Below are 13081 nucleotides of genomic sequence, written 5' to 3' on the forward strand. Positions count from 1 at the left end.
AAATCTCCTATTTAGCGTCAGCAGATAATGCATACTTACACCAATACTGACTAAATTGATCTTTGCTGATTATTATTTGGTAAGGACCTTTTCCACCTTCTTCTTTAGTACCAATTGCTTCTCCTTCTTTCATGAATGCTACATACACATTATCATCTTCAAGGACCTTTTTTATCTCAACTGATGTAGCATAACCATCAGCCGCTGTCATAACAACTGCCTCTTTTCCATCTAAAGAAACACCTGCATCTTGGAATAAATTCTTTAGCAATACACCAGTGTATTCATATTCAATTGGATCCTTACCATTTTTCTTTAGATTTGCTTTAAATTTTGTCTCACCTAACCCTCTTACCTCTTCCATATTATATTTTTTAATCTCTTCTCCATTATTCATGACTATAAATATTGAATCATTATTTAATGTCTTTTTTTCTTCAACAGCATCCTTATTTAGAAAGGCAAACACTGCAATTATAACTACCAATGCACCTACAATTGAAGCTAAAATAGTCTTATTCTTACTCATCTTCATTTACTTCCCCTCCATCCATTATTAAATAAGGTATATACATATCTTCAGTTCTAAACTCTCCATGGCTCCCTCCATCATCCGTTGAATGCATTCCATGGTCTGCGGTAATAATAACTTTTCCCTTCCACTTGCTAACCAAATCTCCAATATACGTATCAATAATCTTATATCTTTCAATGGTTTTCTCTCCATTAGGACCATAGTCATGTCCAGCATCATCCAACCCATGAAAATGTACAAGTAAAAAGTTATTTTCTTTTTCAATTTCTTCTAAAGCTGTTTTATAAACTTCATCATCAGTGTATTCATTCTTATTGGAATCCAAATTAAGCATTGGCTCAATTTCTGTATTTAATATTTTTATGTCTCCTTCAATTAGAGCACCCTTTTTATTTAAATTCTCAACTTCATGAAAAATAGTATCTACAGCTAATTCTCTAAAGTCTCTATTTAAAACTCCATTTTCCTTAGGAGATTTTCCAGAAATCATAGCCGCAAAACCTGAGTTTGTGACTGGTTTATAAATTGTATTTGCTTTCATGGCATCTTTATAATTGGTGATATTTAATTCACCATATTCAGATTTATATTTTTCATATTGATAATAAGAAAAACCATCTATAAAAAGTACCATTACATCTGTATCCTTTTCTAAATAATATAATGAGTCATAATAGGTATCCATAACGCTAACAGCTGGAGGATTCACCAAAATCCCCTTTATATCTGTAAATACAGTATGTTCTTCAGGAATTATATAATTTAAAGTATTTTCTCTTAGCTCTATATATCCTTTGGGACTTGAAAAATACTCATATTTTCCACTGCTATCCATAATTATAAAGCTTTCAAGCTGCTCCTCTACTAACTCTTCAAGATTAAAAACCTTTTTTTCCTTTAAGACTTCAACGGTATATTCTTCACCATTGTAATCTTTATTTGATACCCCATCAGAAAAAGGAATTATTGAATAGTTTTTATTATAAAGTTCTCCAATGGTATAGTTGTATGTTTTATCACCAGCTATAATATTTAAACCAAAATCATAATTTTTTTCTCTGCTATTTCCAATAATTCTTATTTCATCTATGTTCTTGATACCACTATTTACCGGATGCTTTTTTGAAACATATACCCAACCATCATCATTTGAATAAGCCAAATATGTTTCTTCCAAGCCCTTCTTATCCATATTAATCAAAAAGCCATCATCAGCTCTTAAGTTTACAGAATAGTTATCATATACTGGCTCAAAGCCTGAAATGAACTTAGCAAAATCTACACCTTCGATTTTTCCATCCTTATATTCAATAGTAGTTTTTTCTGATTTTTCCCACACTTCACTAAAAGTGTCAACAGCATATGCATCTCCCATTACTCTTAAATTTGATAAACTCTGTTTTTCTGCAGAGCAAGCTACCATTATAAATAATATTAAAATCAACCACAGTATTTTTATCTTTTTATTCAATTCCTTCAATTCCTTCAATCCCCATATTTTTTATTCTTTTTGCTAGTACGTATGCAATAATTCCTCCAAGACCTCCTGATAGCGTTCCGGTAGCCAAGCTTAACACCAAAGGAATAAGCGGTAATTTGAAGAAAACTAAATTTGATAAATAGGTTCCACTCAAATTGGCAATAACACCTGCTAAAAAGAAATCTATGGATGAAGTAATTCTCCTTCTTATCAAAACAAAAATAACATCAACCATTAATCCAGGCAATGTGTAGGTAATAATGCTTATAATACCGTGAGTACCAAATGTACCAGTGACTGCAACGATAATAGCTTGAGTAAGGGCAATCAATGTAACTGTCCCTCTTTTTGGAATTAATCCTGCCCCTAAAACTATCCAGAGCATATAAAAACCACCTGCTACAGCTCCACCAGGTATAAAAAGGGGACCTGTAATCACATGTACCAAAGGTACAATTATTGGTTTAGTGGCTAATCCTACAGCTGCCATTAATGCTATAACAATAATTTCAAATATACTAAATTTTGATAATAAACTCTTTTTTCTTTTCATAAAAACCCCTTTATCAGTTGACAGTTTACAGATTACAGTTGACAATTTTAGGTGTTTCACTGTCAACTGAGCACTGTAAACTGTCAATTGTAACTTATTGTACTACTATAATTTTACTAACTCCTTTTACCCATTTGTTACTAGGTAAGCCTTTAGAAACAAATTGTACTAAATTTGTATCATCGCTTAACTTTTCTCCGTCAACAGAAACTCCTAAAATTGAATCATCATCTATTTCATCTTTAGTTAATTCCATTTCATATCCATCAGAAGCAACCACTTTTAAAGCTTTAAAATCTTCAACATGTAAAAATTTCAATACATCTAAAACTTTATATCCATCCCAAGCTTGTACAAATTCTTCACCACTTTTAGATTTTTTAGTAGCTTTAATAGAAACTAAAGTAAGTTTACTTTCAGCTTTTTCATTTCCTAGAACAAACGAGCCATCACTTAACCCTTCAAATGTTATTTCCCATGTTTTTGATGCTGTTTCATTATTCTTATCGCCTTCAACTGCTTTTTCTCCTTTAGATACTTCAATACTAATTATATCCTTAATATTAGTTGACTTTGGTAAATCCTCTGAAAACTTAACAGCATATAATCCATCATTATTTTTATATAATATACCTTTAGATAAATCTTCACTAGTTATTTCAACATTATATCCATCAGCAGCAGTAATTAAATATGAATCAGCTTTTAAATTCCCAACTTTAGCAACTTCTTCTAAAGCTGCTCCTTTAGCTCCTTGTACTTCTTTGGAAGTTAAAGTTTCAATTGAATGTGCAGCTGAAACAAAACTTGTGTCTGCACAACTCAATGCAAGAATGTTTTTAACTTGCATTCCTTTTGGAAGGTCTGGTGATAAAAATAGAGGAACATCTTCCCCTGAATTTTTTATGTAACCTTGTAATAATACATCTATTTTTTCACTTTTTTCAAATCCATCTGCAGCAACGAAATTCACATCTGAAGATGCAGTTGGGATATATGCTTTAAATAAATCATCAACTTTTACAGCTTTATCTGTCTTTTCATAATAAGTATAATCATGCTCTTCTAAACTTTTCATCGCAGTTTCTAAGAAAATAACCTTATTACTTCCACTACTAGCTTCTGCTCCTGAATTTCCTTTCTTAGAGAAATTAATTTCCTTTAAATTTGAAACCCAATACATTGTACGAACATCGTTAATTGCAGCCCTCATAGGTTTAGCTTTATCTTCTAAGGGTTTTCCATCAAATTCAAAAGCTAAAACAATATCCTTTTGGGATATAATGTCTGCTGGTACATCAATAGAGTATCCATCCCCAGCTATTAATCTAATAACTTCAAAATCCTTTTGACTAATATTCTTTGAGGCTAAAATATCATCCAGCTTAACACCTGTAACATCAACTTCCTTTAACTCTCCAGCTGAAGTTAAGTTTTTCATATGCTCTGTTACAGTTTCCATAGCATAAATATCATTATAGGCAACTTCAAATTCCTCATCCAATCCTGTGAGTTTCAAACTTCCTTCGTAGGTATACTCACTACCACTACTAACGCTAGAAGTACTTTTGCTATTTTTACCACATGCTGATAGCATAAAAACAGATAAAACAACCATTACCATTGCTAATACTTTCAATTTATTTTTTCTCATTTTTTATCCCCCTATAATTTTCTATACATAGGTTTAAACCTTTAACAGCTGCTCTAGTTGTTATAGTAGCACCTGTTATAGCCACAACCTGGTTTTCTTTTTCTTTAGCCATCTTCACTACTTGTACCTTTTCTTTTATTGGTACATATAATCTTTTCAAGAACCACTCTTCCCTTACATATCCTCCGTAATTCTCTGTTTCATTTTCATTTAATAAAATCACGTTGTTTACTTCTTCTCCATTGATTTCAAAAATCAATTCCATACTTTCCTCATAACCTTGAATTCTAACTAGTTGAATAATCTTGCCATCTTCTACTTCATATACCCTGAAAATGTTTTCAGTTTCATATTCTTTAAGTCTATTAAATTCATCATAATTATTACTAGTCATTACATCTGAGTAACTATCTCTCGCACAACCATTGAACAAAAACAAAAGTAATGCAGTAATAAACAATAAAATAAATAAAGATTTCCCCTTCATCATACCTCCATATAAGGATTTCATTGTGAAACTTATTTTATACTTGTACTGAAATCCCCCATAAAAAAAACTTTCCTAAAATTAAAAGGAAAGACCCAAAATTAAGCTTCTCCTTTCCAAAACGGGAGGCATTCTAATTTCTCAAAATACCCATCGGCTGTTAACTCATAGACTTATCCTTAGACCAAAACAGCTCAGAGATTGCAAATTATTTTATGTATTTTTATCTATTTAATATCACCACTCCCTAATATGTAAATATATACAATATTATACGCCCTATTTTTTGTTAAATCAATAAATTTTTTGTAGGATTCCCATGTATTAAGTTGTTTTTTTGAGATATTGTGCAAGCTATAGCAAGTATATAGCAGATTCGTCACCTTCACTTTCTAATAACGTCTCCTAGATATAAATTTCTTTTATTGATAATTTGTTAATATATATTCATGGCCCTCTGGGTATTTATGATCCCTTTAGATTGAGCTTGCTAATAGCAAAAATATTTTTTTCATGTAGAGTAACGGACTGGTAATTCTATTGCTGTAAAACCTTTGTACTTGTTATCATACATCTTTGAAAGAAATAGATTACATGGTAGTCTGTGTTAATGAATTTGCAGATAGATTTTTTTAAAATTATAAAGATGCTTTCAATTATTTACACAAATATAATGCAATAAAATTTCTTAATGAGAATTACGAAATAGAACATACATTAAGTATAGATGAAGCAATAGATGACATTATGATAATTGCAGAGAAAAATGGAGGATATTTAATATGAAGTTATACCATGGCTCAAATACAATCATAACAACAATCGATTTAGAAAAATGTAGACCATACAAAGATTTCGGGAAAGGATTTTATTGTACCGGCATAAAAGAGTAAGCTTATTTAATGGCTAAGAGAGTTGCTAGAATTTATAGTGGAAATCCATATATAAATGAGTTTGATTTTAATGAGAGTAGTTACAAATCTAATGATTTAAATGTAAAGATATTTGAAAGTCCTACAAAAGAATGGCAACTTTTGTATTAAATAACAGAGATAGAAATTTCTCAAATACTAGTACTTTAAATTGTAATAATGATAATAAATATGATTTAGTTGTTGGCCCTGTTGCTGATGATGATTTAGCTTTATTATTTAGAACATTCAAAAGAGGATTAATCTATATTGATATATTAGTTAAAGAAATGAAATATAAAAAAGTTTCAAATCAATACTCATTCCACACTAAAGAATCATTGAAATATCTTAAATTAGTTGGAGGTAAATAATATGGATGTAAAAAAAGAACTAATTGAAGGTGTAACCCAAGAATTAATAAAATTTCTATATGAAGATAACGACTACGATATAGAAAAAGCAATGGATATCGTATACAATTCTCAAATATTTGTTAAGCAATCAGATGTTGAAACTGGATTATATATTGAAAGTCCAAGTTATGTATATGAATTGTTGAAGGATGAATTAATCGATGGTGTTATCCTTCAAAAAGAACAATAGCTATAGACAATCAAAAATACCTGGATTGTCTATAGGGATAGGTGCAAAAATGAATCTTACGGTATTTTAATAAATTATTCGTTTTTATAGTTGAGACGTTAAATAAAAATAATGTGTGGTTATGCCCTCTTTTTTATGACAAAATATCTTTATAGAATCCTTAAAAATATTCCACTTTATCTAACAATACTCTCTCTTTATGTTTCTCAAGGACAATTATTTGAAATAAAGGTGGCTATTAATACCATAAGATATTTTAATGCTTTTACTCTAAATAGAAGTATACCTATAAATCCAATTATTAAGTACAGGATACCATGATATGAATATTTTTCTCTCTTAATTTTGTTTAATTGTGCTTTAATATTCCTTAGTAAATCTCCGCGTAACTTTCTTTTCTTAATCATTCCTAAATCAATTAATGTACCTTCAGAGTAATATTCTATATTAATCTCCCCGATATATCTGTTTAATAAAATAACTCTATTATCTTCTTTTATTGTGTTTACTCTTTTAAGTTTTAAATAATTTTGAATTATTTCAATAATACGTTCAGTTCCAATATTGCAAATAATAAATTTGTTTTTTTCAGATTCAACCGCATATAAAATAACAATAAAACTTGCAATTATTAATATAACAATACCTATAGGTCCATCTGAAATACTCGTGGTTATAACACTTGTCCATGCCCATAATACCCAGTATAAACGCTCTATAGCCCTTGGAATTATAAACTTTTTACCTAGAAAAATTAGAATTCCATATACTATTATAATTAATGACAATATCACTAAAATTAAAGCTGCCATATTTTTTTCCTTTCGAAAATTTACTTCTTCTCCATTGTTGGCAAAAAACTTTTCGCATCACCCTTTAATTCAAAGAATAATCTAATTATTCCTAATGAAGCCATAAAAAGTCCTAATCTAAGGTTTACCTTGAAAATATTTGCCATTTCAGGATCTTTAAATAGTCTTACAAAACTTTCATATTCCACAGGGATCTTGTACTTAATAAATATAATTGCCATAACTCCAAATTGTGCAAGTACAACTGAAAATAAAGTAGAAAATGCAACAATCCATTTAGTAGCTCGTCCCAATTCTCCTTTAAACAAATAGTAAGCTTTTAAAGAACCTAGACTAATAAGTATAGCAAAAACTACAGCCATACTTTCAAAATATACTTGAGATATTACCCAAGGTATCGAACTTACAATACCACCTAGTAACGCACCAATAATTCCACTACCATAATTCTTGTCTTCTTCATCATATTCCTTTGCTGCTTCATCCATTGCAGCAACTTCTCTTGAATAACATTCATCATGAGCTGAGAACATTAAATTATCTATATAAACTGTTTGTTCTGCATTATCAATACCACAGAAAATACAGCAACCCTTCCCATTTACACCCTTACTTTTAAGAAAATTGGTTAACTCACTTACTAAGTTATTCATAACTTCAACTGAAGCACTTTTAAATGATTCTTTAAGTTTTACAGCTAATACATCATCATCAAATAAAAATTCGTGGATTTGCAATTCTTTCTTATTTTCATTTAAATAATCCAATATTTCATTTTTTATTTCCTCAGTAACTGATGGAAGTGGTGTAAGAAACATTTTAAAACCTGGTCCATCTATAAGCGTAAAAAGGTATCCATTCTCTTCACCATAAGCAATGCCTTTTTCAATTCTCCACCCCATTTTAGAGGCAAATTGTTTTAGTCGTGGAAATGCCATTTAAATCTCTCCTTTAAATAATGTATTATAACTTATAACTACATACAGATATATTTAAATCTCAGTTCTTACTATTTCTTTTATAATAGGTTCTGACACAGAAACGATATCAATTATATGATTAAAACATATAATTCCATAATGTTTAAATGGACCTGGATAATCTTTTGTAGCAATAGTTCCACTCTTTATGAAATCTAAATATCTTGACTTACTATAAATCCTAAACCATTTACCTTCAAATATCTCATAATCATCTTGCCCTGTATAACTCTCATTCAAAATTGAATATCCAATATACGATTCAAAATCTATTTGTATGATAGGTAATCTATAATCAATATCAATAGAATACACATTATTAATTACATTTCCACCAATATCTATTGATTCAGGAACTGTATTTGTTTTGCTCCTATTGAAAGTAAGACAAAGATGATTATCGTTAGGTTCACTTATACTATCTAAATAAACATTTTCTAAATTGATTAAATTTGAAAAATTCATCAAATCACTTCCTTAGCCATCTTTACTTTACCTGGTAACTTTAAAAGGACATCTATTACTCCATTGTTTTAATTTTAAGTCTGTTAGCCCCAATTGCCACACCAAAACAAAAATAAATAAAGGATATCATTATAGCCCTATTAATTGAATTTACGTAACCTAACATAGTTGTAGTATTTAAAATCATACCTATGATACCCAAAATAATAAAAAACTTACTTCCATTATTTATATATTTCTTTGAAAAAAACTTTGTCTTGAGATGAATCCCTAAAATAATATATATATCCGCAATACCTAATAAAAAAACTAAAACTGGTAATAAAAAAGCACAAGCCAAGCGCTGAATTAAAGGAAGAGAACTGAAAAATAATTGATTAATAACTGGTATAACTAATAAAACTACTATTAAATACTTTATATATTTTACTAATTTCTTATTATTCTCAATATATTTGAATATGTCCATGCTTACCTCCTAGATACTATTTACTATACTTAACCAAAGTTTTTCGATAAACGAAATAATTTAAATTCTTTCTTTGATAAGAAATGGATTCAAAATTTCTATTTTTAAATAATTTAATTAATCTTATAATTCAGCTTTTATTCCCCACTTAGTATTAGGTAAGTAATACAGTTTTTTTGCTGCATATCCTACTTTTGTTTTACTTACATGAAATGTAATTTTGATAATTTCACCTGATGTTTCTTCTTTAAAATGAACATATTGAATAGGTTCAAACCATTTCCTCGTTGATCCATAATTTGATTTTATATATTTAACTGAACCATTTATCTCTTCATATCTTCCAGTAACAACTCTAGGTAAGTCCATTGTCATTGGAATGAAAAAACTCTTTAAAATAAAAACCAAAATTATTAAAAAGAATACTCCTCCACCCCAATCAAACAATGAATTTTTATAGTCTTTCTTGTCCCAAATTTTATTATCTATTATATTATTACAAAGTCCAGAAATAAGAAATACAATAGCAACAATATTGATAGAATACATAATAATAAAGTACAATTCTACTGGTATTGTGATATTAGCCATAAAAGCGACATTCATTACAATTGCTAATATACTTGATAAAGCTAAAATTCTAAAAGATTTATTCACGCACCTTTGACAGAAAGTTCTTTTTTTACTCTCTTCATGCCTTCTTCTAGTTTTAACTCTTTTTTTCTTTTTTTTATTTCTTTTCCCCAAGACATCATCCCCTTTTTCCTAAGTTAAACTTAATTTGCTCTAACTATTGCATAACAGCTGATAAATTCCCAATAATAAATTAATTTATTTCTTATAGATTAATGGCAAATCTTATTAAACCTGAAATTGAAAATATCATAATTTCAATTACGCTATATTTAATTATTCAAATTATTTGCTACTTTTTTCAAATCTACTAATGCCTTAAATAATATTGCAAGACCTAAAAATTGCTTGACGAAAGTAATGTTTGTCCATATATTAAACATCCTTTCAATATTCTTAATAATAAATAATCTTCGGCACCAGATATCTTCTTTACAATTACCCCTTATCTAAAAAAAGATCCTCTTTTAACAACTTTCCTCACCTTCAAAAATGGATTAATAAGAGCAAGGTAATTGTATAAGGATACTTGGAAAGGTTCTTTCTTTCCATTTTCACTCATAAAGTAAGGTTGTATCTTTACTACTTTTTTACCTTTGTAAAAAGTATGAACTTCTATGGTTGTTTTCATTATTTTAGAAACAAGTGAAATAACGTCTTCAATTCTTTCATTATCATCTTCATATTCTTGAAAATGGAAATGAGCTTGTGCTATTTCAATAATACACTCTATTTCATCAAATTCTATTGATATGTCTAATATTGATTTAGTTTTATGTGGTATGTACACTCTGGTATATTCACCATAAATGGCGTTTAGTACCTTATTTCTAGACATTAGCTATCCTTAGTTTAAAATCTCCATCACAATAAAAATAATATTAGTAACACCCACTATCTGAGCTGAAAAACTTGAAATGACCCCTCTTATTCTTCCTCTGTTCTGAAGGATGTCAAATATAATCAAAAATATAAAACTAGTTAATCCAAAGACTAAAGCAACAAACCCAATACTATCAATAGTTAACCAAATACCTGTGTTCAGACCATACTTTATAAATCTATAAATACTCATGGGGTAAAAGGCTATGCATGAATACCAAAACAATTTATATCCTAAGTACTTTAAACTCATATAAAGTAAATAAACTGAAACTATAATTCCTAAAATAACCACAAATAGAAGTAAAAAATATTTATAGGGAAAACTAATATTTTTAGTTATTTCCGTATTATTTATATCAATATATTTTGTAAAAATTGCTCTTTTTGTATTGGGAAGATATTTAATCTTATAAAGATTAAGGTTATCTAATTCAGAAGTAAACAAGTATTTAACTTCTTTTTCATTTATATATACGTACTCAAATAGAGTTTTATCTTCTGATTCAATATTTCCAGGTATTCCAATTGTCTGTTTAAAATTACCTGTAACTAACAAGGGTAAATCTTTTAAGTAAGGAAGTGTAAAATAAAATAGAAAAACTATGGATATGGCTATTGCTAAAATTCTTTCTAAAATGTCAGAACCCCTAGTTCTAATATTCTTGTCAAGCCCAAAACTCTCTAGCCTTCCTGTAAATAAGTTTGGTGTTAGTGCTATTCCTATACTAAGCCAAATTAAGAATATTGCTTCTAATATAAATGAAATTAATTGAAATGTATTCATCTGTATATCTCCTATTAAATTAAATAATTCATAAATAATATTACCAATAAAGGGTGTCCTTTTTAGCAAGCAACAACTTCCAGTTATTGCCACGACCCCAGGGGTACTACCAAAAACTTGAAATGAAGTGGATAGTTTTTGGCTTCTAACTAGCACCGGTACTTTTTCATAGCCTTTATATATGTTTCACAGTATTTTTACATATTTACATAAGCTACTAATAATCTTCATGAAATAACTTTACTTCCTCATCTTTACACTCTGTTAATTCAAATTTTAAACCAATCTTTCTTAATTTTTCTACTTCTTTAAAATCAGATAAAAACATTGTGGCATAACCTTCATGTGAAACAGTACAAAACCAACAATATCCATTTAGAAAAAAACATAAGTCATCAGGTAAGTTAGGGTATTTCCAATTAAATAATCCTTTTCCCTGTAATATATAACTCTTTACTTCACTACAAATTCTATAAGTACATATATCTACACCGTCATCTGGATGATCAAAAGTTATCATACAACTTGGCCATTCAGTTGGATGATTTCTAATTTTTATCAAATAAGGTCTCATCTTTTCCAAAAACTGTTCTGTACTATTTTTAAATATACGATGATATTCATACGCCTCTTTCTTCATTCTCTCATAAATCTTTAAAAATCTTAAGTATTCCTCTTCACTATCATATATACTCTTATCTTTTATAGTATATCTTGATTCAATATCTTCACTAAACCTATATGTTACTGACATAATGGCATCTGACTTTTCAAAGGCAAAATCAATTAACTTTTTATAAACATCAAATTCCAATTCTTCATTAATACTAATTCTATACACTCTACTTCAACTCCATTCAAAAATTCAATTATTGTTCATATCCCCTTGGGAACTTTATCTATCTATAGATCTTGACTTTGTTCATTATTCTCGAAATATATCTAATCTACATTTACTCTGCATACAATGGAACCACTTCTATCAATCAATGCTACTTCTTTGTTAGAAAGCCATTTTAAGTTGCCGAAATATTTTGCAAACATCCATTCAGAAGGTTTTTCTTTAACAACAAGTTTTCTCTTTATTACCTGTTCTTTTTTATCTGTTATTATGATGCTTATATCGCAAGAATATATATCATGCTCAAGAAGAACTTTTGCAAGATATTTTCTTCCTGGGTTATTCTTTGGTTTCTTCCATACCCATTTATTAACATAGTTTTCTTTGATTACTCTATTGTATGCGTTCTCAAATATTGCTTCATCCCAATTTTCTTTTTTTACTACTTCTGATACTGCTGTATTGATAAGTTCTAAAGTTTTCCTTTTCTTCTCTAAGTCATCAAGCTTAAAGAAATCATTTATATCAAATGAAACTTGTACATGATATATACCTAATACAGCCATAGGTTCTCTATTGACATTAGGTACACACTCGATAAGTATCTTCCAGCATTTATCGTTCTTATATGATTTAAAACACCTCTCATAAAAAGAAGCAATGCATCTTGTTTGATATCTAAACTCAACATTTCTTTGTTTATAATTTTTGTTATAGTCTTCTACAGTAATTTTATTTCTCTCTTCTTCACTTTTACCAACTAGTAAAGCTGCAACTTCTTCACTTGGTATATAACGTACATCAAATCCAATTTCTTTTAAAGTAGGCATACTGACCCTTACCTTTCTATAAAGTTATGTGTTTTAATACCAATACCCCTGAAAGGCAAGCTCATTCAGCTGCGCCTACGTCGCTAAATGCCCCGGACCTAATTAAATATTTGTTAATTACCAACAGTTCGTTAACTAGGTCTGGAGTATTTTGTG

The 13081-nt window shown here is 29.0% G+C and carries 18 protein-coding genes, 1 pseudogene and 1 riboswitch; of the genes and pseudogenes, 5 read left to right on the forward strand and 14 right to left on the reverse strand.

Annotated features, from left to right (window positions below):
• Window positions 1-7 precede the first annotated feature (7 nt).
• From ACQ3F0_RS01850 to ACQ3F0_RS01870, 5 genes are all read right to left on the reverse strand, one after another.
• Window positions 8-535 (reverse strand): molybdopterin-dependent oxidoreductase, encoded by a 528-nt coding sequence (locus tag ACQ3F0_RS01850; protein ID WP_428863324.1) that lies wholly within the window; start codon window positions 533-535, stop codon window positions 8-10.
• Window positions 522-2015 carry an alkaline phosphatase family protein gene (locus ACQ3F0_RS01855; protein WP_428863325.1) on the reverse strand — a complete coding sequence of 498 codons (1494 nt, stop codon included), beginning with the start codon at window positions 2013-2015 and terminating at the stop codon, window positions 522-524. The genes ACQ3F0_RS01850 and ACQ3F0_RS01855 overlap by 14 nt, the downstream gene beginning before the upstream one ends.
• Window positions 1999-2568 carry an ECF transporter S component gene (locus ACQ3F0_RS01860; protein ID WP_428863326.1) on the reverse strand — a complete coding sequence of 190 codons (570 nt, stop codon included), beginning with the start codon at window positions 2566-2568 and terminating at the stop codon, window positions 1999-2001. The genes ACQ3F0_RS01855 and ACQ3F0_RS01860 overlap by 17 nt, the downstream gene beginning before the upstream one ends.
• 94 nt (window positions 2569-2662) lie before the next feature.
• A complete protein-coding gene (locus ACQ3F0_RS01865; protein WP_428863327.1) occupies window positions 2663-4222 on the reverse strand; it encodes a molybdopterin-dependent oxidoreductase in 1560 nt (519 codons plus the stop codon).
• The gene (locus ACQ3F0_RS01870) at window positions 4209-4709 is read right to left on the reverse strand and encodes an FMN-binding protein (protein ID WP_428863328.1); all 501 of its coding nucleotides are present in this window, start codon (window positions 4707-4709) and stop codon (window positions 4209-4211) included. The genes ACQ3F0_RS01865 and ACQ3F0_RS01870 overlap by 14 nt, the downstream gene beginning before the upstream one ends.
• Window positions 4710-4802: 93 nt before the next feature.
• A riboswitch (molybdenum cofactor riboswitch) is annotated at window positions 4803-4921 on the reverse strand.
• Window positions 4922-5363: 442 nt separating this feature from the next.
• Here ACQ3F0_RS01870 and ACQ3F0_RS01875 point away from each other — a divergent pair.
• The 5 genes and pseudogenes from ACQ3F0_RS01875 to ACQ3F0_RS01895 form a co-directional block, all read left to right on the forward strand.
• Window positions 5364-5495 (forward strand): annotated as a pseudogene (locus ACQ3F0_RS01875) (DUF3791 domain-containing protein); the annotation flags it as partial.
• Window positions 5492-5602, forward strand: a complete 111-nt coding sequence (locus ACQ3F0_RS01880; RefSeq protein WP_428863329.1) for a DUF3990 domain-containing protein — start codon at window positions 5492-5494, stop codon at window positions 5600-5602. The pseudogene ACQ3F0_RS01875 and the gene ACQ3F0_RS01880, both read left to right, overlap by 4 nt.
• A 9-nt stretch (window positions 5603-5611) precedes the next feature.
• The gene (locus ACQ3F0_RS01885; protein ID WP_428863330.1) at window positions 5612-5752 is read left to right on the forward strand and encodes a hypothetical protein; all 141 of its coding nucleotides are present in this window, start codon (window positions 5612-5614) and stop codon (window positions 5750-5752) included.
• On the forward strand, window positions 5734-5994 hold the full coding sequence (locus ACQ3F0_RS01890; RefSeq protein WP_428863331.1) for a DUF3990 domain-containing protein: 261 nt from the start codon (window positions 5734-5736) through the stop codon (window positions 5992-5994). The genes ACQ3F0_RS01885 and ACQ3F0_RS01890 overlap by 19 nt, the downstream gene beginning before the upstream one ends.
• 1 nt (window position 5995) lies before the next feature.
• A complete protein-coding gene (locus ACQ3F0_RS01895; protein ID WP_428863332.1) occupies window positions 5996-6226 on the forward strand; it encodes a hypothetical protein in 231 nt (76 codons plus the stop codon).
• Between the two features lie 206 nt (window positions 6227-6432).
• On the opposite strand, the gene ACQ3F0_RS01900 is transcribed toward ACQ3F0_RS01895, so the two are convergent.
• The 9 genes from ACQ3F0_RS01900 to ACQ3F0_RS01940 all read right to left on the reverse strand — a co-directional run bounded on the left by ACQ3F0_RS01900 (window position 6433) and on the right by ACQ3F0_RS01940 (window position 12925).
• Entirely contained in the window at window positions 6433-7038 is a 606-nt protein-coding gene (locus ACQ3F0_RS01900; RefSeq protein ID WP_428863333.1) for a hypothetical protein, read from the reverse strand.
• Window positions 7039-7058: 20 nt separating this feature from the next.
• On the reverse strand, window positions 7059-7976 hold the full coding sequence (locus tag ACQ3F0_RS01905) for a hypothetical protein (RefSeq protein WP_428863334.1): 918 nt from the start codon (window positions 7974-7976) through the stop codon (window positions 7059-7061).
• Window positions 7977-8030: 54 nt separating this feature from the next.
• Entirely contained in the window at window positions 8031-8483 is a 453-nt protein-coding gene (locus ACQ3F0_RS01910; RefSeq protein WP_428863335.1) for a hypothetical protein, read from the reverse strand.
• A 55-nt stretch (window positions 8484-8538) separates the two neighbouring features.
• Window positions 8539-8952 (reverse strand): hypothetical protein, encoded by a 414-nt coding sequence (locus tag ACQ3F0_RS01915; RefSeq protein ID WP_428863336.1) that lies wholly within the window; start codon window positions 8950-8952, stop codon window positions 8539-8541.
• A gap of 123 nt (window positions 8953-9075) precedes the next feature.
• Entirely contained in the window at window positions 9076-9699 is a 624-nt protein-coding gene (locus ACQ3F0_RS01920) for a hypothetical protein (RefSeq protein WP_428863337.1), read from the reverse strand.
• A gap of 331 nt (window positions 9700-10030) precedes the next feature.
• Window positions 10031-10423: a hypothetical protein gene (locus tag ACQ3F0_RS01925; protein ID WP_428863338.1), complete on the reverse strand. Its 393-nt coding sequence runs from the start codon at window positions 10421-10423 to the stop codon at window positions 10031-10033.
• Window positions 10424-10432: 9 nt separating this feature from the next.
• Entirely contained in the window at window positions 10433-11254 is an 822-nt protein-coding gene (locus ACQ3F0_RS01930) for a hypothetical protein (protein ID WP_428863339.1), read from the reverse strand.
• Between the two features lie 217 nt (window positions 11255-11471).
• A complete protein-coding gene (locus tag ACQ3F0_RS01935) occupies window positions 11472-12095 on the reverse strand; it encodes a hypothetical protein (RefSeq protein ID WP_428863340.1) in 624 nt (207 codons plus the stop codon).
• A 101-nt stretch (window positions 12096-12196) separates the two neighbouring features.
• Window positions 12197-12925, reverse strand: coding sequence for a hypothetical protein (locus ACQ3F0_RS01940; RefSeq protein ID WP_428863341.1), 729 nt, complete (start codon window positions 12923-12925; stop codon window positions 12197-12199).
• Window positions 12926-13081: the final 156 nt, after the last annotated feature.

It is taken from the genome of Clostridium sediminicola, from assembly GCF_050402865.1.
Taxonomy (GTDB): Bacteria; Bacillota; Clostridia; order Clostridiales; family Clostridiaceae; genus Clostridium_AF; species Clostridium_AF sediminicola.

Coding starts and splice junctions, on each gene's coding strand:
- ACQ3F0_RS01925 (WP_428863338.1), bottom strand. CDS start 10,423: ATGTCTAGAAATAAGGTACTAAACGCCATTTATGGTGAATATACCAGA.
- ACQ3F0_RS01865 (WP_428863327.1), bottom strand. CDS start 4,222: ATGAGAAAAAATAAATTGAAAGTATTAGCAATGGTAATGGTTGTTTTA.
- ACQ3F0_RS01850 (WP_428863324.1), bottom strand. CDS start 535: ATGAAGATGAGTAAGAATAAGACTATTTTAGCTTCAATTGTAGGTGCA.
- ACQ3F0_RS01870 (WP_428863328.1), bottom strand. CDS start 4,709: ATGAAGGGGAAATCTTTATTTATTTTATTGTTTATTACTGCATTACTT.
- ACQ3F0_RS01940 (WP_428863341.1), bottom strand. CDS start 12,925: ATGCCTACTTTAAAAGAAATTGGATTTGATGTACGTTATATACCAAGT.
- ACQ3F0_RS01885 (WP_428863330.1), top strand. CDS start 5,612: ATGGCTAAGAGAGTTGCTAGAATTTATAGTGGAAATCCATATATAAAT.
- ACQ3F0_RS01905 (WP_428863334.1), bottom strand. CDS start 7,976: ATGGCATTTCCACGACTAAAACAATTTGCCTCTAAAATGGGGTGGAGA.
- ACQ3F0_RS01910 (WP_428863335.1), bottom strand. CDS start 8,483: ATGAATTTTTCAAATTTAATCAATTTAGAAAATGTTTATTTAGATAGT.
- ACQ3F0_RS01890 (WP_428863331.1), top strand. CDS start 5,734: ATGGCAACTTTTGTATTAAATAACAGAGATAGAAATTTCTCAAATACT.
- ACQ3F0_RS01915 (WP_428863336.1), bottom strand. CDS start 8,952: ATGGACATATTCAAATATATTGAGAATAATAAGAAATTAGTAAAATAT.
- ACQ3F0_RS01860 (WP_428863326.1), bottom strand. CDS start 2,568: ATGAAAAGAAAAAAGAGTTTATTATCAAAATTTAGTATATTTGAAATT.
- ACQ3F0_RS01930 (WP_428863339.1), bottom strand. CDS start 11,254: ATGAATACATTTCAATTAATTTCATTTATATTAGAAGCAATATTCTTA.
- ACQ3F0_RS01880 (WP_428863329.1), top strand. CDS start 5,492: ATGAAGTTATACCATGGCTCAAATACAATCATAACAACAATCGATTTA.
- ACQ3F0_RS01895 (WP_428863332.1), top strand. CDS start 5,996: ATGGATGTAAAAAAAGAACTAATTGAAGGTGTAACCCAAGAATTAATA.
- ACQ3F0_RS01900 (WP_428863333.1), bottom strand. CDS start 7,038: ATGGCAGCTTTAATTTTAGTGATATTGTCATTAATTATAATAGTATAT.